This window comes from Rhizobium sp. BK399 (assembly GCF_014194695.1).
GTDB lineage: Bacteria > Pseudomonadota > Alphaproteobacteria > Rhizobiales > Rhizobiaceae > Rhizobium.
Map to the genome: position 1 here is coordinate 50,097 of NZ_JACIAH010000016.1, position 21,865 is coordinate 71,961.

Below are 21,865 nucleotides of genomic sequence, written 5' to 3' on the forward strand. Positions count from 1 at the left end.
CACCTATTTCGCTTGCGCGGTGGCGTCGGTGATCACGGCGTCGTTTTCTTTGATGTCCCCGGATACAATCTGGGTGAATTGTCCGTCGGAGGAACCCACTTGGATGACCGCTGCTGCCGGCTTGCCCGATTTCAGCACCCAAACGCGCCGCTTTGCTCCAGTCAGCGCTTCTCCGCCCTGGTTGCCGGTCCGCGGTCCCATGCGCGGCGGTCTGAGCAAGCTGAAGATACCTCGGCCACGGGGTGAGTCTGCCGCCGGGGGCGCATAGCGAAGCGCCGAGTTGGGAATCATAAGAGTATCCTTGACTGCCTCAACGGTGACGTCGGCCGTGGCTGTCATGCCCGGCCGCAGCAACAGATCGGCATTATCGACCGACAGAATCGCCTTGTAGGTCACGACATTGTTTGTCGTCTCGGACGCAAATCGGATCTGTTTGATCTCCGCGGGAAAAGTCCGGTTGGGATAAGCGTCGACCGTGAACATCGCCTTCTGGCCGACGGCAATCTGACCGACATCGGCCTCGTCGACATCGACCTGCAACTCCATCTTCCTCAGATCGCCGGCGATCACGAAAAGCACGGGCGCCGACAGCGATGCGGCGACTGTCGCGCCCGGGTCGACGGAGCGTGTCAGAACCACACCATTGATGGGCGAGATGATCTTCGCTTTGGCTAGGTTGACCTCGGCCAGGCGCAAATCCGCCTCCGCGGAGGCTACCGCGGCGACATTGATGTCCTTGGCAGCGACCGCAGAATCGAACTTGTAGCGTGCATCCTCGAGGCTTTGTTGTGTCGAAACATTGCTTTGAACGAGGTTGCGAAAGCGCTGGAATGAACTTTGGGCCGACTCCAGATCAGCCGTAGCCTTCACAACGTTAGCCCTAGCAGAATCGAGTTTTGCCCGCGAACTCTTCACATCGGCCTCAAGCTTGTTCGTATCGAGCGCGGCTAGAACCTCGCCGGCTTTGACCTCGCTGTTGTAGTCGACGTTTACGTCGCGAACCGTCCCGGAGAGCTCACTCGATATGTCTACCTGCTCGGTCGGCTGCACGGATCCTGTTGCTGTCACCAGCACGGTCAGGTCACCACGGTTAATGGGCTGAGTTGTGTAGTTGTATTGGTTGGCCTCCTGCCGCGAATAGAAATAGCCCACGCCGCCGACGGCCAGAATCAGCAGAAGCAATAGCGATAGTCGACCACGCCAACGGCCCTTCGACTGTTTGCGTGAGGCCGCAAGAACGGTCGCCAGCTCGGCGCTCGCCTTTTTCGGCTTGGTTTCATGCATATCCTTGACGTCGTTCATTCCGGCCTCGATCAACATGCTGCCAATGCAGCTGTCAGCAAGATAACTATGTCGAAGCTGAACGGCAGATTAGCATCGGCCCGGATTGGCACGAAACGGCGTTGGAATGAAATGAAATCTTGGTAATGAGAGTTCAGTTTTCCGTAGGGTCCTTGGCATCGAAGGCGTCCGCTTCGTATTGCCCAGCGGCCGGCAATGGATGCAGCCAGGTTTCTCGTCGCTTAATCCAAAGCTCCTGAACCGGCCGGAGGCCATTCGGAGCATCGTCCAGCGATCCAATCCGGATTTCTGCAAACCCATCAGTCAAGCAGAAGAGACGTCCACCACATCGCGGACAAAAGCTGCGACCGGCGTAAGTGGACACCTCACCCGATTGATTAAATGAGGATCTCGGCCAGATCGCAAAGGCTACGAAGACCGATCCACTCGACTTGCGGCAATCGGCGCAGTGACACAGTCCCACGCGGATGGGCTCGCCTCTGACCGTGTAGCGCACTGCACCGCAGAGGCAGCTTCCCTTCCGGGTACCGGCCGACGAAGCCATCAGTGAGCCGGCAATCGGCGTTTGGCGGCCATCAGTAGGTCGAGTTCTGTCGCAGAGGGGCCGAACTTTTCAAAGAGCCGCTTTGCTTCGGTTTCCTCCAGGCGATATTTCCTTGCGAACTCACCAAGACTATAGGGTCGGCCACGCAACACTTTTCGGGTTGTCGGTGCTGGTGTAGTCATGCTCGTCATGCACATTCTCCTTGGTTGCACAAGGGGCTAGCTAGAGCATCGCGTGATTTTGTGAAGGTGTTGATCAGTCCTCGGAAGGGTTTGATTCGATTAAATTTTTTTTGGGAACCTTCTGACCATTTGTGCATTTATAAGGCGAGATTGTGAGCCGCGCCAAGCGGACACGGCGATGCGAAAGAATGCCCGGATTTTTCCGCTTTCCCCGGGTGGCCAACGAAACGGCACTCGAGCTTTCGCCCGCCCGGTTCGTGATCTCGTTTCCCCCAACTTTTATAAAGCGCCCTCGGGCGCTTTTCTTTTTTTGGACCGGCTGTTTCAGGCTAGGGCGCAAGAAATGTGCCTAATGCACAGGGAACGATGATTTTTTGGTTGACCACAATGGGGCACCTGCATATGTTCCGCGCACTTCCAGCCGGGCGAACCGCCGGGCACCTGGGAGAGCGTAGCTCAGCCGGTAGAGCAACTGACTTTTAATCAGTAGGTCTCGGGTTCGAACCCCGACGCTCTCACCATGAAAATCAAAGACTTGGTATAGAAACGTGCCGCACTGGTGAGCCTTGCCGACTGGCGCAGTTAGTAGCTGCACGGACGATTGTCGCTCGGTCTAAATCCGCCTGCACAGGCTGGGTTCAGCGAGTAATCGCGTTGATAGGACGTGGGAGATCCGATTGACGAGGTGTAGTCGGGGTTGGTGGTACAAGCCGAAACGATCGTGGAAAGACTGATCAGCGTTCCGGTCGCTACGAATGCGAGAAATCGGCTCATCTGAACTTCTCCCTAGGTGAGTGCTCACCCCGCGCAATCTCGGCGCCATTCGCTGAGAAAAGGCGGCTTCAGGTCCGGTAATCTTCTCTGCGGGCAGAGACCAGTTTCCCGGTGGCCACCTGTCCGCAGATCATTTCGTGTCCTCTGCCCCCAGTATGACACGTATCAATGTGACGTCGTCTTCCGGCTTGCCAACAGCAGAATGTAGTCGTCTGCCGCATCCGCAATTGCCATCGCTACCTCCGCGGGCGCCCATCCCTTTTGCTGCGCGTCGCGGATGATCTGATGGAGGGCGGGTTCAACATCAGCGCGGCAATCGAGCAGACGTTGATCATGCGTAGTGTCATTGCGAACCGACTGAAGATTGATCATAGCGGAACCCCTCTCATACGAAGGAAGTTACCATGACATAGATTGCAGGTTGAGCAAGCAAATGCTTAAGGAAAGAGGCGATTTCGTTGAGAATGCGCTTTTTTGATTACACAAGCGGCGTCGGCAAAACGTTTCACGGCATAATCAGCCGTTAAATCCATCACCAGAGTGCGGCCAATTTCCACCGGCCCTACGCTACAACGGGTTCAAAACGTCGCTGCAGGGAACAAAACCAATAGATATTGGTATTATTTGTACCACGCTGATATGGCAAAAGGTATAAGAATTGGTATGCATCGCGGTACCGTGGATTGTGCGCAACTGGAGTCGGACAATGCATGTCGTGCAGAATGGCGATTTAGGACAGTCTCGGCCTGGTCTTACCGGAACCCTAAGCACTTCTCCAAACGTACTCGACATAGCGTCGAGTATTTTTAACAAAACGTCCAGTGGTTGTGCTTTGTAATGGCCAGGTGGACTGTGCCCGGTCGAGTACTGCCGGTGGGGGCGAAGTGTAAAATAGACTTCCTCCAGACCACGTGAGCCTCTTTGCGCCGCGCCTATTTTCGGGCGAATAGATTTGCGTTGCGCAACCAGGCGGATGGCTTATCTTTTTTGTTGTGGGGGAATTGAGTCTCGGTGGCGTGTTTTGACGCTTTACGCTGCCATTTGCGTTGCGAAACAGTCTCGCGTTGCTAGTCACATATTTCCGCCTCTACTATAGGGGACGCCTCAATTTCCACCTTGGGCGCTGACTTCGTTGTTTCTCTGAAAGGAAATCATATGGAAGACGCAGGTGTGGGTTGGGTAGCGGCCATCATCATCGGGGGCATTGCCGGATGGCTCGCGGAAAAGTTCATGAACAGCAACATGGGGCTGTTGATGAACATCATTTTGGGCATTGTCGGCGCAATCGTCGCCAATGCAATCCTCGCAGGACTGGGCATCACGCTCGCCGGCTGGCTAGGCTATCTGATTGCGGGATTCGTCGGCGCCTGCCTGCTGATTGCCGTGGGGCGGGTTATTCGTCGTTAAATACCCGCAAAAAATTAAAGCCGGGCGTCAGCACGCCCGGCCCTCGCCTTGTCAACTGCCAATCGACTTCTATCGACGGCTCATCAATCCGAAAAGATAGGCGACGCCGGCTGTCACGGCGAGCGCGAAGATAGGCTCCTCCCTTACCTTGTCGCGCAGCCGTTCCGTCATGACCGAGGCTTCGTCGGCTACGGCGGTCTTGGCGCCCTGACCGAGTGCAACAACGCTCTCGGATAGGCGTGCAAGGTCTTCGCGCAATGCTGTGACCTGTGCGGAAAGATCGTCTGCCGCGATCTCCGCCTTCACACGCGCGGTTGCGGACTGGGCGGAGGCGGTTTTCATATCGGCCATGGTCTGCTCCTCTTTTTCCGGATGCTCTTCAACGAATTAGCCCTTAGAAAGGTTCCGATATCGGGCGTCTTTTGCTGCGCCAAGCGCTTCGACATGGTTGCAGATATAGCGCAGATGTTTTCGTGCGATAACCCTTCATTTCCTGCCGGCTTTGTTCTAAGGAACGTCCAATGCTTTGCCCGCGAACGGGCGAATATAATGCGAGGTTTGCGTTTCGATGTTCGATCTTCTGAGAAGAGCTGCTCACACCTGGGTTGCCAAGCTCCTCATGCTGCTGCTGGTTGCCTCTTTTGGTATCTGGGGCGTGTCGCGCTCGTTGATATCGGGCGGCAACAGCACGACGGTTGTCAGCGTCGGAGACCAGCACGTCGACGTCAACGAATTTCGCTTGGCCTACCAGCGACAGGTCGCAAATCTCAGCCAGCAATTCGGCATGCGCTTGACGCCCGACCAGGCCCGCGCTTTTGGCGTTGAACAGCAGGTGCTGGCGCAGCTCGTCGCCGGCGCATCACTCGACCAGTTGGCGGACGAGATGAACCTTGGCCTCTCCCAGGATCGGCTTGCGCAGTTGATCGGCGATGACCCAGCCTTCAAGGCGGTCAACGGCCAGTTCGACCGCACCCTCTTTACATCGCGGCTGCGCAATGCCGGCATCCGCGAGGATGACTATATCAAGGAACGCAGCAAGGTTGCCGTCCGCAGCCAGATCGTGGACGCTGTCTCGAACGGCTTCACAGCCCCGAAGACGCTGGTCGACGCCCTCAAGCTTCATGGACAGGAAAGCCGCGGTATCGATTACCTGTTGCTGACCAATGCCAACATCGAGCCGATCAAGGCGCCTGCCGAGGATGTGCTTGCCAAGTGGTTCGAGGGCACCAAGACACGCTACCGCGCTCCTGAATACCGCAAGGTGGCTTTCCTCAAGCTTCAGCCGGAGGACATCGCCGACGCCGCCTCCGTTACCGATGACCAGATCCGCGAGGATTTCGAAAAGCGCAAGGATAGTTTCCGCACGCCTGAAACCCGCACGATCGAGCAATTGACGTTCCAGAACAGGGATCTCGCCAACGCCGCCGAAGCCGCGCTGAAGACCGGCACGACATTCGATCAGCTGGTAACCGATCAGGGCAAGACCGCTACCGACGTGTTCCTCGGCGAATTCTCCAAGGACAAGGTTCCGGATCAGGCCATTGCAGAGGCTGCCTTCGCAGTCTCGAAGGACGGCGGAACGACGCCGGTCGTCGATGGCACGTTTGGTCCGGTCGTCCTCCGCGTGAGCAACATCAAGCCCGAAAGCGTCAAGAGCCTTGATGAGGTCAAGGACGAGATCCGCAAGCAGCTCTCCGTCTCCAACGCATCGCAGGAACTCATCAACGTACACGATCAGATCGAGGACCTGCGCGGCTCCGGCTCGACCCTGGAGCAGATTGCAGAACAGCTCAAGCTGAAGGCCGTCGTCGTCGACGCCGTCGACGCTACGGGTCTCGACAAGGACGGCAATGAGGTCAAGGACATTCCGGCCAAGCAGCAGGTTCTCGGCGCGGCCTTTAAGACCGACGCCGGCGCTGATGCTCCTTCCCTTTCGATCGGCACTGACGGCTATCTTTGGTTCGAAGTCCGCGATGTCATGCCGGAACGCGACCGCCCACTGAGCGAAGTGCATGATAAGGCGGTCGCCGATTGGACTGCGGAACAGCAGAAGCTTGAACTGGCCAAAAAGGCCGAAGACCTGAAGCAGCAGGCCAAGAAGGGAACATCGCTGGCGGACATTGCGGCCCCGCTTGGCATTACCGTCGAAAGCAAGAGCGGCATTACTCGCGGGACCGACGACCCCGTCCTCGGTCGCGCCGGCGCCAACGCTGCCTTCTCCGGGCCGATGGATACAGTCGCCATTGCCGTCGGCGGCGACGCGACGACGCAGATCCTTCTCAAGGTCACGGAAGTGAACACGGAACCCACGGGTGACGTGCTCAACAATCAGGACCAGCAGATCACGGCAATGGCAAATGCTGCCGGCGACGACATTCTCGATCAGATGGTCAACCTGCTGCAGACGCAGTATGGCGCATCGATCAATCAGCCTCTCGCCGATCAGGCGGCAGTCCGCTAAGGGGGAATACACGCGCATGACTGATCTGAAGCCGCTTCTGGCGAAGGCTGCGAGCCGTGAGCCGCTGACACGCGACGAGGCCCGCGAGGCCTTCGACATTCTGATGTCCGGTCAAGCGACCCCTTCGCAGATCGGCGGCTTCCTCATGGCATTGCGCGTCCGTGGCGAGACGGTCGACGAGATTGTCGGCGCCGTGACGACGATGCGCTCCAAGATGCTGACCGTCGATGCACCGGCCGATGCCATCGACATCGTGGGAACCGGCGGCGATGCAAGCGGGACCTATAATATCTCGACACTCGCTGCTCTTATCGTGGCTGGTGCTGGTGTACCTGTTGCAAAGCATGGCAACAGGGCACTGAGCTCGAAATCAGGTGCGGCCGACAGCCTTGCCGCGCTCGGGGTCAAGCTAGATGTGACCCCCGAGGTGATCTCGCGCTGCATTCGCGAGGCTGGTGTCGGCTTCATGTTCGCCCAGCAGCACCACTCGGCGATGCGCCACGTCGGCCCGACGCGCGTTGAACTCGGCACGCGGACGATCTTCAATTTGCTGGGGCCGCTTTCCAATCCGGCCGGCGTCCGCCGTCAGTTGCTTGGCGTCTACGCGCCGCAATGGGTCGTTCCGATTGCCGAGGTCATGCGCGATCTGGGCTCCGAAAGCGTGTGGGTCGTGCACGGCAGCGGTCTCGACGAAATCACGACGACGGGAAAGACGAACGTCGCCGCGCTCGAAGACGGGAAGATTCGGACTTTCGAGTTGTCGCCCGCAGATTTCGGCGTCGAACCTTGCCGTCTGGAGGCTATCAAGGGCGGTGATGGCGTGGTCAACGCCGCAGCGTTGCGCGACGTTTTGAGCGGCGCAAAGAACGCCTACCGTGACATCGCGCTCGCCAATGCCGCCGCCTCGCTGGTGATATCCGGCAAAGCTGAGCTACTCGAGGACGGTATGCGGCTTGCGACGCAGTCTCTGGACAGCGGAGCGACGGCCGCGGCCCTCGACAAACTCGTCGCCGTGTCGAACGACATCGACTAGGATAGAGCCATGACCGACATCCTGAAGAAGATCGAACTATACAAGCGGGAAGAGATAGCCGCCGCAAAAGCGACGGTATCGCTGGCTGATCTGAAGGCGATGCAGGCGGACCAATCGCCGCCGCGCGGCTTTCATCGTGCGCTGGTTGCGAAACGCGAGGCCGGCCAATACGGCCTGATCGCCGAGATCAAGAAAGCCAGTCCCTCCAAGGGTTTGATCAGGCCAGATTTCGATCCGCCGTCGCTGGCCAAGGCCTATGAAGTCGGTGGCGCTGCCTGCCTTTCGGTGTTGACCGACACGCCAAGCTTTCAGGGCGCCCCGGAATTTCTGATGGCAGCGCGTGCCGCGTGTTCGCTGCCGGCGTTGCGCAAGGACTTCATGTTTGAGACCTACCAGGTGCAGGAAGCGCGCGCCTGGGGCGCCGATTGCATTCTGCTGATCATGGCATCGCTTTCCGATGATGATGCAAAGCGCCTTGAGGATGAGGCTTTCGGGCTCGGCATGGATGTGCTGGTGGAAGTTCACGATGCCGAGGAGATGGAGCGTGCGCTGAAGCTCTCCTCTCCGCTGGTTGGCATCAACAATCGCAATCTACGGACATTCGAGGTCAGCCTGGAGGTCAGCGAAAAGCTCGCGCCGATGGTTCCTGGGGACCGTCTTCTGGTCGGCGAAAGCGGCATTTTCACGAATGCAGATTGCAAGCGCCTGCAGGCAGTTGGCATCAGCACCTTCCTGGTCGGCGAGAGCCTGATGCGCAAGGAAGACGTTACGGCTGCAACGCGCGCACTACTCTTCGCCGAAGCCGCTCAGGCGGCCGAGTGATATGAGCGGCGGCCCGTCCGGTCTCACCCACATTGATGCCTCCGGCGAGGCGCACATGGTCGATGTCGGCAATAAGGTCGAGACCACTCGGGTTGCGACCGCCGAAGGCCACGTGAAGATGGCGGCCGCGACGCTCGATCTCATTCGTGCGGGCAATGCGAAGAAGGGCGACGTGATCGGCACGGCGCGCCTTGCTGGCATCATGGCCGCCAAGCAGACGAGCAACCTCATCCCTCTCTGCCACCCCCTGATGCTCACGAAGGTTGCGGTCGATATTACGGAGGACGCCGATCTTCCCGGCTTGCGCGTTACCGCGACCGTGAAGCTGACAGGCAAGACGGGTGTCGAAATGGAGGCCCTGACAGCCGTTTCCGTGGCCTGCCTGACGATATACGACATGGCGAAGGCCGCCGATAAGGCCATGGTAATCGGGAGCATACGGCTGCTCGAAAAATCGGGTGGCAAGTCTGGAGACTTTCGCCATCCGGAGTATGGCAAATGAGCATGTTGCCCGTTGCTGAGGCGCAGGATCGTTTACTGTCACGGGCAAAACCAATCCAGGTGAGCGAAACTGTTTCCTTGCCGGAGGCCGACGGTCGCGTGCTGGCAGCTGATGTGGCGGCCAGGCTGACCCAGCCGCCTTTCGATGCATCGGCGATGGATGGATATGGCTTGCGCGGTGACGACGCTCCGGAACCGGGCGCCGAGCTGAGGCTCATCGGGACGTCCTCTGCCGGCCATGGGTTCGAGGGTGTTGTCGGCAAAGGAGAGACTGTTCGGATCTTTACTGGCGCACCGGTTCCGTCTGGCGCCGATAGCGTGTTGTTGCAGGAGGATGCGGACAAAATCGAGGGCGGCGTCCGCACGACCTTTCCTGTTCGTCCTGGTCAGCACGTTCGGCCCCGCGGCCAAGATTTTGTTGAAGGCGAAACAGTGCTCAAGGCAGGCACCGTGCTGGACTTTTCTCGCCTGACTGTGGCGGCTGGAATGAACCACGCGACCCTTGAGGTCTTCCGCAAGCCCATGGTGGCGCTGCTCGCAACCGGTGACGAGTTGTTGCCGCCAGGAAGCTCACCGGCTCCCGCGCAGATCATTGCGTCCAGCACCTTCGGCATTGCTGCCCTGGTTCGCAAGGCTGGCGCCGAGGTCCTGGATCTCGGGATCGTTCCCGATGACAAAGCCGCGATTTCCGCGGCTGTCGAGCGCGCCCGGCGTGCCGAGGTCGATGTCATCGTGACGCTCGGTGGGGCATCGGTGGGCGACCATGATTTGGTGCAGGCTACGCTCGTCGCATTGGGCATGAAGCTCGATTTCTGGCGGATCGCCATGCGTCCGGGCAAGCCGTTGATGGTGGGCAGCCTCGAAGAAACGCATGTCATTGGCCTACCCGGCAATCCGGTTTCGAGCTTGGTCTGCGGACTGCTGTTTTTGGAACCGCTGGTTCGCAAGCTGGCGTCACTGCCGCCAGTCAGACGTGAGGCAATGGCGGGAGCGGCTGTAACGCTTCGTGCCAATGACCAGCGACAGGACTACGTGAGAGCGAGGCTGTTGCGATCACCGTCGGGCGGTTGGTCGGCAGAGCCGTTCGGCAAACAGGACTCGTCTATGATGAAGATATTCGCCGAAGCTGACTGCTTGATCGTTCGACCGCCACATGCGCCGGAGTTGCAGGCGGGAGACCCCTGCCCGGTGATGCTGCTGCGGCCTGATCTGCTCGGCTGACGTTTCTTTTTCATTCGCGGAAAGTGTCACAAACAAACCCTGGGCCGGCTTGAGATGACCAAGCAGATCATACGAGAAACCGCCGCGATGTTGTCCGGAATGACGCCCGTGCTTACGGAGGACGAATTCGTCTTTTGTACAACCACGGACGAGAACATCATTCGGCGCGCGGCAATCGATGCGCTGGCGTCGTTTCGCGAGCACGAGGGAGTTTCCTTCATCCTTTCGAAAAGCAGGGCCTCGGAATTGGGCTTCAACTGCGATACGCCAATGCGGCGGATCGTTCTCGAAGTTTTTTCATCGCTGGAAGGTGTCGGACTGACAGCTGCTGTTGCCACTACTCTCACCGCACACTCAATCCCCTGCAACATGGTCGCAGCCTACCATCACGATCATGTCTTCGTTCCGACCGCCGTTGCAGAGGTGGCGCTGGAGATTTTGCAGAAACTACAGGAAGAGTCCTCCTGCTGAGAGGGCGCGTTTTGGGTCATGCTTCCAGGGCGAACACTCCACCAATGGCTGCATCACCTCCTGAGCCAACGCCGAAATCGGGGACGGCATACTCGGCGACGAGACGCAGGGCTGTCAGCGGCAGTGACGATCTGCGCGGATCGCCTATAAGGACATCGACGCCGGCCTGGCGACGAGAGGTCAGGAACGGCAGAACTCTGCTGGCAAGTTCGGCATTGTAGAAAGCATCACCGGCAAGAATGACATCCACATCGGGTACTGGGGCGCCGGAAAGAATATCTGCGTTCAACGCTTCGATCGCCACATCATTCGCCTCGGCATTGAGGTTGAGTGCCGCGATCGCATTGGCGTCGATCTCTGCCGCGATTACGGCGGATGCTCCGCATTTTCGAGCCGCGATCCCGACAATCCCGGAGCCGGCACCAAGATCCAGGACACGGCGGCCACGAACGATATTGGGATGATTTAGAACGTGCTTGGCAAGCAGGATCCCGCCCGCCCAATTGTAAGCCCAGTACGGTGGCGAATCGTCACGGCCACTAGCTCCAAGGCGACCCAGCCCACTGCCCGGATGGGCCGCATAGAGACGTATCTCAGGCAAACCCGGCACCGGCTCGAGTCGGAGGTTTTCGATAATGAAGGCGCGGATATCCGCTGGAGAAAGGGTGCTGGCCGCAGGGCCATTCTTACGGCGGTGCTGGCCACGCAATTGCTTTATATCCTCAAGCGATCAGTAGTTCTTCATCACCAGCATCCCGCCATCCATGAAGAGCGCGCGCTAGAGCGTGAAGGTCTCATTGCAAAGAGTGCTGAAAACATGAACCGTCAAAACGATTGTGCCTGCCATTGTCCACTCCGAGAATCTTTATCGGCGCCGCAAAGGCTGCAGCGCCGACGGGATGGTTTCAGCCCTTCTTTTTCGAGAACTTGGGCTTCGGCCCACCGCCACCCTTGCCCTCAAACTTCGGCTTCCCAGGCTTTTTGCTCCAAGGCTTCGTGTCACGTCGCTCGTCGCGCTCGCCATCAGCGCGGGCTTCCTTCCGAAACTTGTCTTTTGGCCGCTCGTCGCTGAACTCGCGGCGCTCGCCAAAGGCCTTCTTGCCGGCATAAGGCTTGGAGGTTGCTGGCTTGCTGAAATCGGGCGTGCCATTCAGGGCTGTGACGCGGATGCCGCGTTCCATCGTTTTGTTCGGACCGATGGACTGCAGGAAGCTGTCGGCGCTTGCCGTTGAAATCTCGACGTAGGTTTCGTCGGGCTGCATCTTGATGGCACCGATGTCACGCTTCGTCAGATTGCCGTTGCGGCAGAGCATCGGGATCAGCCAGCGGGGCTCTGCATTCTGCTTGCGGCCGACCGAAAGCGAAAACCACACGCTCGCGCCGAAGTCGTCGCGCGGACCTTTCTGATAAGGTTCGCGTGGTCCCTCGGCGTGCTCGCGGCGCTTGCGGCCGCGATCGTCCTGGACCGCGACCTCGATCAGGTCCTCCGGCGCTGACTGGTTGGACCGATAGAGATTGACGAACGCCGCGGCGAGCTTTTCTGCGCCGTGGGCATCGAGAAGCCGTTTGACCAGGTCCCGAGCCTCTTCGCTCGGGGGTTCCTCGAAGATGGGATCGGCAAGCAGACGCGCTTCGTCACGTGCCGTCACCTCTTCTGCCGACGGCGGACGAGCCCAGGCAGCCGAGATACCGGCATTGTCAAGGAGGCGCTCCGCCTTGCGCCGCACGTTCAGCGGCACGATCAGTGCGCTGACGCCCTTGCGGCCCGCGCGACCGGTGCGGCCGCTTCTATGAAGCAAAGTTTCCGGATTGGTCGGCAGGTCGGCATGAATGACAAGGTCGAGGCCGGGAAGGTCGATGCCGCGGGCGGCGACATCCGTTGCAATGCAGACGCGGGCGCGTCCATCGCGCATCGCCTGCAGCGCATGGCTCCGCTCGTTCTGCGTCAGTTCACCCGACAAGGCGACGACGTTGAAGTTGCGATTGTGAAAGCGGGCAGTCAGATGGTTGACCGCGGCGCGCGTCGAACAGAACACGATGGCATTCGTCGCCTCATAGTAGCGCAGGACATTGATGATGGCGTTTTCACGGTCGCTGGGCGACACGACAAGCGCCCGATACTCGATGTCGCCGTGCTGCTTTTCCTCGGTAGCCGTCGCGATCCGCACCGCGTTCTTCTGATAGCTCTTCGCGAGCTTTGCAATGGCAGCGGGAACAGTCGCCGAGAACATCAGCGTCCGACGGTCATCTGGCGAGGAATCAAGAATGAACTCGAGATCCTCGCGGAATCCGAGATCGAGCATTTCGTCCGCTTCATCAAGTACGACTGCTTTGAGCGCAGAAATGTCGAGCGCATTGCGCCTGATATGATCGCAGAGACGCCCCGGCGTGCCGACAACGATATGCGCGCCACGCTCCAATGCGCGACGCTCGCTGCGGATGTCCATGCCACCGACGCAGCTCACGATCAGCGCGCCCGTCGCTTCGTAGAGCCATTCGAGTTCGCGCTTGACTTGAAGCGCGAGCTCTCTTGTCGGCGCGATCACCAGCGCCAGCGGCTCCGCCGCAGGCCCGAAACGGTCATCGTTTTCGAGCAACGTCGGTGCCAGCGCCAGGCCGAAGGCGACGGTTTTCCCGGACCCTGTCTGGGCCGAAACGAGAGCGTCCGACGCGGCAAGCGTCGGGTCGAGCATGGACTTTTGCACCGGCGTCAGCTCGGTATAACCGCGCTTCACCAACGCCTTGGCGATCGCCGGAACGACGCCGTTAAAATCTGTCATGTTGTCTATCTTTCGGAAGTCTCACGCGCATGCTGCGCCCTGGCCGGCAGTTGCCGGTAGAGAAGTTGGCCGTTCCTACTTTGTCAGACGGCAAATGTCAAAGCAGATGTCCCTGCCATAGCCATACATCGATCCCTTCGCTTCGACCGCGAATACGCGCTTGCACGGGACCTTCCAGCCGGCCGGAGCGGAGCGGAGCGCTATCCGCGGCCGCGGCTTTCATCAACGCGGTGCTCAGGGCCAGTTCGACACCACGCGATGCCGCCACCTCCATCAGCCGGCTGGCGACATTCACGGTGTCGCCAGTTGCCGTGATCTGTTGGCGATTGCCGCTCCCGAGTCGCGATGCGACGACAGGCCCGCAGTGCGCACCGACCTTGAAGCCGGCCTTCCGGCCGCTCAGCGCGGGATGGGCCGCAAGCCATGGCCGCATTCGATCACACAGGCTGACGGCGCAGGCAGCCGCCCGAGTGGCATCGTCGGAGGCTGGTTGTGGCAAGCCGAACAGAATCATCGCGCCATCGCCCATGAAGCTGGTGACCGCGCCGCCATGCGAACGCGCCTCTCCGTCGACCATCTCGAAGAAATCGCTGAGGACTTCACGGACATTCGTCACGCCGATCGCTTCGCTCAGTCCCGTGAAGCCGGAGAGATCGATAAAGACGACCGCTGCGTCCTGCCGTACCGGTTCGGCGAGGAAATTGGGATCGCGCGCAAGCCATTCGCCCAGCCCCGGCGCTTCGATGCGCTGTAGGAGATCGCTTTGCGCCGCGAAGTGCGCAGCCTGGCGACGATCGATCCAGATTTCGGCGGCACCGAAGAGCAGCACGGGCGGCAACGCTGCGGCGATCGGCAATGCTGCGCTAAACCAGTAGCCGTGTGCGAAGGCGGCGATGTTCAAGGCCGCCCACGCGAAGGCCACGCAGGCAATGATAGCGTAGCCGATGGCGCTGCGCCGCCACGCAAGCAAGCTGATAAGAAGCAGTGGCAGCGCAACGGCTATGAGCGAATCGAGCAAACGCACATTGCGGTCCCTGATGATACCGTCGCCGGCAATCAGATGTGTTGCTGCCGTCGCCATGACCTCGACGCCCGGCAAGACCGGGTCGAATGGCGTCGGGAATACGTCGCCACCGCCAGTCACCGTGGCGCCGATCACCACGATCCTGTCCTCGATCGCTTTGGCGGGGAGCTTGCCGGCCAGTGCATCAGCGGCGCTGAAGGTTGGAAGAGTCCCGCGCGGGCCATAGAAGGTAATGGGAAGCCGCTGCCCGTTGTCGGTCGGCAAATGCCGGTCACCGAGTGCCAACCCACCTGGCGCGAATGCCGGATTGATACCCAGCGCCAGCGACGCCACTCGCAGCGGAAACGAGGCATCGACCCGCTCGCCGCCTCGAGAAATCAGGGGAATGAAGCGGGGTGTCCCCGATTCATCAGTCGCGACATTGACGACGCCGATGGCAGCGACGTCGGAAAAGCGGGCAAGTGGCAAAAGCATCTGGTTGGCCGTCGGGATCGCCGCCAGCGGATCGTTGGCGTCGTGACCAACCGTCTGCGTGTCTTTGGGGAAAACGCCGGCTGCAGCGATCACACTGGGCGTCTGCTGAAGCGCCAAGGCAAGTGCCGCGTCGCCTTCCTCTGGGCCGGGGTCAACGAGTAGGAGATCGAGTGCTATGACCTTCGGTTTTAGGGCGCTGACGGCGGATACCACGCGGGCGAGTGTCGCTCGACTAAGCGGATAGCCATTGTCGGCAGCGGTAAGATCGTCGATCGCCACAATGCTGGTGATCGGCGGGGCCTCCCGCGCGCCGATGAGGGTACTACGCAGATCAGTGAGAGACGCTTCGAGACGGTCGAGAAAGCTCATGCTGCCTGAGAGATGCATGTAGCCGAGCAGTCCGCCCCAAAGGGCGGATAGTAGCAGCGCGATCGTGATCGGGAGCCGTCTGGCCTGCATCGGCGCTATTGGCCTAGACGGGCAAGCAGGGCTGCAGCGCGGGCGGGCGGCCAGCGGCGGACAGTCAATGGTTCGCTGCCTCGCGTAACGTCGACACCCTCGCCGACATCCAAGACGACGCGCGGTCCAGCAGTCGAACGACCGACCGCGACGCGGCCGCGTACGACGAAGACCGACGTCGTACCGCTTTTGACATCGACTGCCCACCGCGTGCCGCGGACGGCTGCAATCGCCTGCGGCGTGATCACCTCGAACCCTCCAGGGCGACGGGCGCGGTCGACATCCACGAGTACCGCCTTGTTGCGCAGGGAGACGGCATCCGGTCGCCCATCGCGGTTGCGGTCAATGACATTGAAACGAGCGCCGCCTTCGGCAGTGATTGTGACGCCATCGGCGCAGTGCATGACTTGCCGCGAGCTTCCCGCCACACGCTCCATGGTGCATCCGCCGGCTTGTGCAAGGGCCACGCCCGAGGTGAAAAGGCAGGTACCGCTAGCCCACACGACCAGCGCTAAAAGCATCCTGGAGTTTACAAGCATATCCGTCCCCTAATGAATGCGCGACCGGACGCCCTACGTGCGGCATCCTTCCTATGTGATTGCTGCAGCACGCATGCCGAAACGTCAACGACTATCCGAGGTCTATGCTTTGGCGGCTGTGATTGCCGGTCCAGTATAACGCGCTCTCGGGCGAATGAGATGACCGCTCTCGACCTGCTCGATGGCATGGGCGAGCCATCCAACGGATCGCGCGAGCGCGAAGATCACAAGCGGGGCGTTCCTCGGAAGATCAAAAACGGCCGTCATGGCAGTCAGGGCGAAGTCGATGTTGACGCTTTCTCCGACAAGTTCCTGGCCTGCGGTTGCCAGTTCCGTGTACGTCTGTGGGAGAGAAAACTGGGACAATAGCGCTTTTGCCCGGATGTCTCCGACCGGATAGAGAGGGTGACCGAACGCGTTGAGCGACCTCCCCTCGGTCAACGCCTGTCGGACAGCCGCGTTCGCCCCGAGTGCGTTGACGTCTTCGATCAATGAGGCGACGCCCTGCCATGCGCCACCGTGAAGCGGTCCCGTCAAGGTCGAGAGCCCGGAAAGAACGGCGGCCGACAACGTTGCGCCCGAAGAGGCCGCCACCCGTGTGGCGAAGGTCGATGCGTTAAGCTCGTGATCTGCGAGGAGTACAAGCGCGCGCCTGATGCAGTTGGCCGCTTCAGGCCTGCCCCAGCTCGCCGCGAGGCGGAGATGCAACGGCAGGTCACTCGCATCTGGTGCCAGGGCCATCCCGATGGTCGACAGGATGGTCTGAGCTTCAGCCTTTAGTGCCGTCGATGACCGACCTAGGCTCGGCAGGTCGCGGGTGACGCGCTGCGCAAGCAGGACGAACGCCCGTTCCAGCGAGGGCGTCGTTGCTGCGGTGTCGCCGGGCATCGCCGCGACGGGTCCAGACTCCCATAGAAGTGCAGCAGTCTCCTCCAGCGTCGCATGCTCGGCCCATGCGGCCGCTTCGCGCCCGCGATAGTAGAGCCGGCCCTCTGCGACAGTCGAAATGGCGGACGGCAATACGGGATCGCCCCATTGGATGGCATCTGCCGCTACGGTCTCGGTCTTTCGCCGACCCGCATGCCGCTTGGCCAGCCGCATGACATCGGCTGCGTTGTAGAGACTACGCCGTGGATCGGTCGTATCGGCCTTAGCCCGGATCCGTCCGCGACTCACATTGGCGTAAAGCGTCTGCGGTTTGGTGCCGAGTCTCTCGAGCGCTTGCTCCGCGGTCAGCCAGGACATGAGGTCCTCTTATATTGATCTATTACATCAAGATTGACGTCAATTAACCTAGCTTCGATGTTGCTGCTCGTAAAGGAGAAACACCATGAAGAACGGTTTGGAAGATGTCATTGCTGCTGAGACGCAGCTGTCCGATGTGGACGGCGAAGCCGGTCGCCTGATCATCCGGGGCGTGTCGCTCGATCAGCTCGTGTCGACGGCAACCTATGAAAGCATAGCCGCATTGCTGCTCGACGGACTGACGGAACGACATTTCAGCCTCGCAGAATTTGGCCCGCGGCTGGGCGAAATGCGAGAAGACCTGTTCGTCCATCTCGCAGCCCTCGATTCGGCAGCGCTGGGCCTGCCGCCTGTGGATGCGATGCGTGCTCTTATCGCCCGTCTGCCGGATGGCGAGGACTTCGAGGCCGCCCTTCGATTGCTCGCAGCGCCCGCAGTCTTCCTGCCGGCGATAATCCGTCTGCAGGCCGGCAAGGAACCGTTCGCGCCGGACCGCTCCCTTTCGCAGGCCGCCGACATCCTGCGTATGCTTACCGGCCAGTCCCCGAGTAGAGAGCAGACCGCGGCACTCGATGCCTACCTTGTGACGATCTCGGATCACGGTCTGAACGCCTCGACCTTCGCCGCGCGCGTTGTCGCCTCGACGCACGCCGGCCTTACCTCGTCGGTGCTCGCGGCCATCAGCGCCCTCAAGGGACCGCTGCATGGCGGCGCACCAGGCCCGGTGCTCGATATGTTCGACGCGATCGGAGCGAGCGCGAATGCACATGACTGGCTTAGCCATGCACTGGATCGCGGCGAGAGGCTGATGGGCTTCGGTCATCGGATCTACCGAGTGCGTGATCCGCGCGCTGACGCTTTGAAGCAAGCCCTTCGGTCGCTAGTCTCCGCCGCACAAGTTGATCGCGAGCGGATCGTCCTGGCGGAAGCCGTTGAACATGCGGCGCTCGCAATCCTCAAGGAACGCAAGCCGGGTCGACCACTTGATGTCAACGTCGAGTTCTACACGGCCCTTCTGCTCGATGTCCTGGGCTTTCCGCGCGAGTCATTTACCGGCGTGTTCGCAATCGGCCGGACCGTTGGGTGGATCGCCCACGCGCGTGAGCAGGCACTCGAAGGCCGATTGATCCGGCCGCGTTCGGTTTATGTCGGGCCGCTGCCGCAAGCCGCCTGACCGGTCAGATAGTTGGGCGGCTCCGACCGCGGAGCTGACAGCACGCTTACTAAAAAGGCCGCCTGGCTGACGTTGCCAGACGGCCTCTCGTCAATCAGACCAAGCGGCTCTGTTCGGTTGCGGCCTCGATGAAGCTTGCGAACAACGGATGCGGGTCGAGCGGCCGGCTCTTCAATTCGGGATGGTACTGAACGCCGATGAACCACGGATGATCCGGATATTCGATCGTCTCCGGCAATACACCGTCCGGTGACATTCCGGAGAACACCAGACCGCAGTTTTCCAAACGATCCTTGTAATCGACGTTGACTTCGTAGCGGTGGCGGTGGCGCTCGGAAATATCCGTTGAGCCGTAGATCTCGGAGATCTTCGTGCCCTTCTTCAGTGCCGCCTTGTAGGCGCCGAGGCGCATGGTGCCGCCGAGATCGCCGGACGCCGTGCGCTTCTGCAGCTCATTACCCTTTATCCATTCGGTCATCAGACCGACGACGGGCTCCTTCGTCGGACCGAATTCGGTCGAGGAAGCGCTCTCCACACCGGCGAGATTGCGTGCCGCTTCAATGACCGCCATCTGCATGCCAAAGCAGATGCCGAAATACGGCACTTTGCGCTCGCGTGCGAAGCGGGCTGCATGGATCTTGCCTTCTGAACCACGTTCACCAAAGCCGCCGGGAACGAGGATCCCGTGGACCTTTTCGAGGTACGGTGCCGGATCTTCCTTTTCGAAGACCTCGGATTCGATCCATTCCAGCTTGACCTTGACGCGGTTGGCAATGCCGCCGTGATGAAGCGCTTCGATCAGCGACTTATAGGCATCCTTCAAGCCGGTGTATTTGCCAACGATCGCGATCGTGACCTCGCCCTCAGGCGTACGGATACGGTTGCAAACCTCTTCCCAAGGGTTGAGGCGTGGCTTCGGGGCCGGTTCGATGCCGAAAGCTGCGAGCACTTCGTTGTCGAGGCCTTCCTTATGGTAGGCGATCGGCACATCATAGATGTTGGCGACATCGAGCGCCTGGATGACCGCGGAGGGGCGGACGTTGCAGAACAGCGAGAGCTTGCGGCGTTCCGCCTCCGGAATTTCACGGTCCGCGCGAACGAGCAGGATGTCGGGATGAATACCGAGTGCCTGCAGTTCCTTGACGGAGTGCTGAGTCGGCTTGGTCTTCAGTTCGCCTGCCGCCGGGATGTAGGGCATCAGCGTCAGGTGGACATAGATCGCAGTGCCGCGCGGCAGGTCGTTGCCGAGTTGGCGGATCGCTTCCATGAACGGCATCGCCTCGATATCGCCGACCGTGCCGCCGATTTCGCAGATGACGAAGTCGTAGTCGTCATTGCCTTCGGTGACGAAATCCTTGATCTCGTTGGTGACGTGCGGAATGACCTGAACGGTCGCGCCGAGATAGTCGCCACGGCGTTCCTTGTCTATGATGTTCTTGTAGATGCGCCCGGTGGTGATGTTGTCGGTCTTGGTCGCCGAGCGTCCGGTGAAGCGCTCGTAGTGGCCGAGATCGAGGTCGGTTTCCGCGCCGTCGTCGGTGACGAAGACTTCGCCGTGCTGGGTCGGGCTCATGGTGCCCGGGTCCACGTTCAGATAGGGGTCGAGTTTGCGAAGCCGCACCCGATAACCACGGGCCTGCAGCAACGCTCCGAGAGCCGCGGCCGCAATTCCTTTACCGAGAGAGGAAACCACGCCGCCAGTGATGAATACGTATCGCGCCATGGGAGTCACCGGATACCTTTTCAAAAACGATTCCACCAGCCCAAAAATTCATTTCCAGAACTTTTGGCGCCAGCGCGGAATCTAAACAAAAGAAAACCGGCAGACCCGAGGGCCTGCCGGCGGTTTATGCTGTATGCCGCTTACTGCCCGCTTGGGACGGTGGCGGGTGCCGGAGCAGCAGGTGTGGTGGCCTGCGGTGCCGCCGGAGCAGTCTGAGTAGATGCGGGTGCCGATGTCGTCGGCGCTGCCGGTGCCGCCGGAGCGGTTGCGGCGGGCGCTGCAGGAGCCGGAGCGGCTTCGCCGCCGGTCGGAACGCCGTTGTTGCTTTGCGGGGCTGGTGCTGCCGGAGCGGCGTTGTTACCGTTCTGGCCGCCGAGCGAGTCGAGAATACCCTTGCCCTGCCCGCTCGTCGCCGGAATGCGGTTCAGAATATCCGTCGGACGGCTCTCATAGCGATTAAGCACGCCGAGACCGAGCGAGGTGATAAAGAACAGCGCCGCGAGGATCGCGGTGGTGCGCGTCAGCGCATTGGCCGTGCCACGGGCGGACATAAAGCCGGAACCACCGCCGATGCCGAGGCCGCCGCCTTCCGAGCGCTGGATGAGCACGACGCCGACAAGCGCCAGCACGATCATGAGATGGATGACAATCAAAACGGTCTGCATGGGTCCAGTCCTGCCCACACGCGCGGCGGGCATAAAGTAAAATTCTGGCGCTCTTTACATGAGGTCATCAGCTATTCCAAGCCCTTCGGCTCGGAATATACACGGCTCTAGTCAAGCAGCGCTTCGTATGCGCCGTAGATGGCAAGGAAGTCGGCCGCTTTCAAGCTCGCGCCGCCAATCAGAGCGCCATCGACATTCGCGACGCCCATCAATTCCTTGGCGTTGCTAGGCTTGACCGAGCCACCGTAGAGAATCCGAACTTTTTTGCCGGTGTCGCCGAAGCGGGCGACGAGCTCGGAACGCATGAAGGCATGCGCCTTCTCGACGTCTTCCACCGTCGGCGTCACGCCGGTACCGATCGCCCATACGGGCTCGTAGGCAATGACCGTATTCTCTGCCGTTGCGCTCTCCGGCACAGAGGCGGAAAGCTGGCGCTTGATGATGTCGAGGGTCTGGCCCGCCTTGCGCTCGTCAGCCGTTTCGCCAATGCACACGATCGCCGTCAATTCTGCTGCAAAGGCAGCCTCGGCCTTGGCGCGGACAAGATGGTCTGTCTCGGCATGGTCTGTGCGGCGTTCAGAATGGCCGACAATGACATAGGTACCGAAGCAGTCGGCAATCATCTCGGCCGAGATATCGCCTGTGTGGGCGCCCGAAGGTTTCTGGTGGCAATCCTGTGCGCCGATCGCAAGTGGGCTGTCGGTTGAGAGCGCCGTAGCGACATAAAGCAAGGTTGCCGGTGGGCAGATCAGGGCCTCCACCTTGGCGGAAAGTGGTCCCTGAACGCCTTCCGCGATCGCCTTGATCTGGTCCAGGGAGGCACGCGTGCCGTTCATCTTCCAGTTTCCCGCCACGAGCGGACGCACGTCAGGTGTCATGCCAGCCTTCCAATCTTCCACGTATCCGGGGGGCTTAGCAAAAGCACCGGTCAATGAAAAGGTTTTGCGCCTTTCCTAAGGGAAATAAGCGGGGCTTTGTTCGCAAACACTTAAAATTTCCAGCGGATGTTGCTGAAAATCATAGGCCAGAGCGACAGATAGGCACGCCTTTCTCGTGAGCCGAGC

At 60.3% G+C, this 21,865-nt stretch carries 22 protein-coding genes and 1 tRNA gene; 9 read left to right on the forward strand and 14 right to left on the reverse strand.

Features of this window, described 5'->3' with window-relative positions; translation table 11 throughout:
* Positions 1-3: 3 nt before the first annotated feature.
* The 3 genes from FHT97_RS24870 to FHT97_RS24880 form a co-directional block, all read right to left on the reverse strand.
* Positions 4-1,302, reverse strand: a complete 1,299-nt coding sequence (locus FHT97_RS24870) for an efflux RND transporter periplasmic adaptor subunit (RefSeq protein WP_183864570.1) — start codon at positions 1,300-1,302, stop codon at positions 4-6.
* 133 nt (positions 1,303-1,435) lie between these two features.
* Positions 1,436-1,846 (reverse strand): GFA family protein, encoded by a 411-nt coding sequence (locus FHT97_RS24875; RefSeq protein WP_183864571.1) that lies wholly within the window; start codon positions 1,844-1,846, stop codon positions 1,436-1,438.
* Entirely contained in the window at positions 1,846-2,037 is a 192-nt protein-coding gene (locus FHT97_RS24880) for a hypothetical protein (protein ID WP_016553992.1), read from the reverse strand. Before FHT97_RS24880 ends, FHT97_RS24875 begins: the two co-directional genes overlap by 1 nt.
* Before the next feature lie 436 nt (positions 2,038-2,473).
* Between FHT97_RS24880 and FHT97_RS24885 the strand changes: the two genes are divergently transcribed.
* A tRNA-Lys gene (locus FHT97_RS24885) sits at positions 2,474-2,549 on the forward strand.
* A gap of 61 nt (positions 2,550-2,610) precedes the next feature.
* Here FHT97_RS24885 and FHT97_RS31070 read toward each other — a convergent pair.
* Both FHT97_RS31070 and FHT97_RS24890 read right to left on the reverse strand, forming a co-directional pair.
* Positions 2,611-2,802 (reverse strand): hypothetical protein, encoded by a 192-nt coding sequence (locus tag FHT97_RS31070; protein ID WP_246712765.1) that lies wholly within the window; start codon positions 2,800-2,802, stop codon positions 2,611-2,613.
* 165 nt (positions 2,803-2,967) lie between these two features.
* A complete protein-coding gene (locus FHT97_RS24890; protein ID WP_016553993.1) occupies positions 2,968-3,174 on the reverse strand; it encodes a hypothetical protein in 207 nt (68 codons plus the stop codon).
* Positions 3,175-3,957: 783 nt separating this feature from the next.
* On the opposite strand from FHT97_RS24890, the gene FHT97_RS24895 reads away from it, so the two are divergent.
* Entirely contained in the window at positions 3,958-4,209 is a 252-nt protein-coding gene (locus tag FHT97_RS24895) for a GlsB/YeaQ/YmgE family stress response membrane protein (protein ID WP_016553994.1), read from the forward strand.
* A 69-nt stretch (positions 4,210-4,278) separates the two neighbouring features.
* On the opposite strand, the gene FHT97_RS24900 is transcribed toward FHT97_RS24895, so the two are convergent.
* Positions 4,279-4,560, reverse strand: coding sequence for a hypothetical protein (locus FHT97_RS24900; RefSeq protein ID WP_016553995.1), 282 nt, complete (start codon positions 4,558-4,560; stop codon positions 4,279-4,281).
* 217 nt (positions 4,561-4,777) lie between these two features.
* On the opposite strand from FHT97_RS24900, the gene FHT97_RS24905 reads away from it, so the two are divergent.
* From FHT97_RS24905 to FHT97_RS24930, 6 genes are read left to right on the forward strand one after another with little or no spacing between them, the layout of a single operon-like run.
* Complete coding sequence (locus FHT97_RS24905) at positions 4,778-6,670, forward strand: peptidylprolyl isomerase (protein ID WP_183864572.1); 1,893 nt, start codon at positions 4,778-4,780, stop codon at positions 6,668-6,670.
* A 16-nt stretch (positions 6,671-6,686) separates the two neighbouring features.
* Positions 6,687-7,703, forward strand: a complete 1,017-nt coding sequence (trpD, locus tag FHT97_RS24910; protein WP_183864573.1) for an anthranilate phosphoribosyltransferase — start codon at positions 6,687-6,689, stop codon at positions 7,701-7,703.
* A gap of 9 nt (positions 7,704-7,712) precedes the next feature.
* Positions 7,713-8,525 (forward strand): indole-3-glycerol phosphate synthase TrpC, encoded by an 813-nt coding sequence (gene trpC, locus FHT97_RS24915; protein WP_183864574.1) that lies wholly within the window; start codon positions 7,713-7,715, stop codon positions 8,523-8,525.
* Position 8,526: 1 nt separating this feature from the next.
* A complete protein-coding gene (moaC, locus tag FHT97_RS24920; RefSeq protein WP_183757232.1) occupies positions 8,527-9,027 on the forward strand; it encodes a cyclic pyranopterin monophosphate synthase MoaC in 501 nt (166 codons plus the stop codon).
* On the forward strand, positions 9,024-10,247 hold the full coding sequence (glp, locus tag FHT97_RS24925; protein ID WP_183864575.1) for a gephyrin-like molybdotransferase Glp: 1,224 nt from the start codon (positions 9,024-9,026) through the stop codon (positions 10,245-10,247). The genes moaC and glp overlap by 4 nt, the downstream gene beginning before the upstream one ends.
* A 54-nt stretch (positions 10,248-10,301) precedes the next feature.
* Complete coding sequence (locus FHT97_RS24930) at positions 10,302-10,718, forward strand: ACT domain-containing protein (RefSeq protein WP_183864576.1); 417 nt, start codon at positions 10,302-10,304, stop codon at positions 10,716-10,718.
* Positions 10,719-10,734: 16 nt separating this feature from the next.
* On the opposite strand, the gene FHT97_RS24935 is transcribed toward FHT97_RS24930, so the two are convergent.
* The 5 genes from FHT97_RS24935 to FHT97_RS24955 all read right to left on the reverse strand — a co-directional run bounded on the left by FHT97_RS24935 (position 10,735) and on the right by FHT97_RS24955 (position 17,239).
* Positions 10,735-11,427: a 50S ribosomal protein L11 methyltransferase gene (locus FHT97_RS24935; RefSeq protein WP_183864577.1), complete on the reverse strand. Its 693-nt coding sequence runs from the start codon at positions 11,425-11,427 to the stop codon at positions 10,735-10,737.
* Between the two features lie 196 nt (positions 11,428-11,623).
* Positions 11,624-13,498: a DEAD/DEAH box helicase gene (locus tag FHT97_RS24940; RefSeq protein WP_183864578.1), complete on the reverse strand. Its 1,875-nt coding sequence runs from the start codon at positions 13,496-13,498 to the stop codon at positions 11,624-11,626.
* Between the two features lie 97 nt (positions 13,499-13,595).
* The gene (locus tag FHT97_RS24945) at positions 13,596-15,455 is read right to left on the reverse strand and encodes an adenylate/guanylate cyclase domain-containing protein (protein ID WP_183864579.1); all 1,860 of its coding nucleotides are present in this window, start codon (positions 15,453-15,455) and stop codon (positions 13,596-13,598) included.
* Positions 15,456-15,460: 5 nt separating this feature from the next.
* Complete coding sequence (locus FHT97_RS24950; RefSeq protein WP_183757293.1) at positions 15,461-15,976, reverse strand: FecR family protein; 516 nt, start codon at positions 15,974-15,976, stop codon at positions 15,461-15,463.
* Between the two features lie 120 nt (positions 15,977-16,096).
* Positions 16,097-17,239 (reverse strand): citrate synthase, encoded by a 1,143-nt coding sequence (locus FHT97_RS24955; protein WP_183864580.1) that lies wholly within the window; start codon positions 17,237-17,239, stop codon positions 16,097-16,099.
* 85 nt (positions 17,240-17,324) lie between these two features.
* Here FHT97_RS24955 and FHT97_RS24960 point away from each other — a divergent pair, with 85 nt between their 5' ends.
* On the forward strand, positions 17,325-18,413 hold the full coding sequence (locus FHT97_RS24960) for a citrate synthase/methylcitrate synthase (protein WP_183864581.1): 1,089 nt from the start codon (positions 17,325-17,327) through the stop codon (positions 18,411-18,413).
* 94 nt (positions 18,414-18,507) lie between these two features.
* Here FHT97_RS24960 and FHT97_RS24965 read toward each other — a convergent pair whose 3' ends face one another.
* The 3 genes from FHT97_RS24965 to tpiA form a co-directional block, all read right to left on the reverse strand.
* Complete coding sequence (locus FHT97_RS24965) at positions 18,508-20,136, reverse strand: CTP synthase (RefSeq protein ID WP_183864582.1); 1,629 nt, start codon at positions 20,134-20,136, stop codon at positions 18,508-18,510.
* A gap of 140 nt (positions 20,137-20,276) precedes the next feature.
* A complete protein-coding gene (gene secG / locus FHT97_RS24970; protein ID WP_183864583.1) occupies positions 20,277-20,801 on the reverse strand; it encodes a preprotein translocase subunit SecG in 525 nt (174 codons plus the stop codon).
* Positions 20,802-20,908: 107 nt separating this feature from the next.
* A complete protein-coding gene (tpiA, locus tag FHT97_RS24975; RefSeq protein WP_183757221.1) occupies positions 20,909-21,679 on the reverse strand; it encodes a triose-phosphate isomerase in 771 nt (256 codons plus the stop codon).
* Positions 21,680-21,865 lie beyond the last annotated feature (186 nt).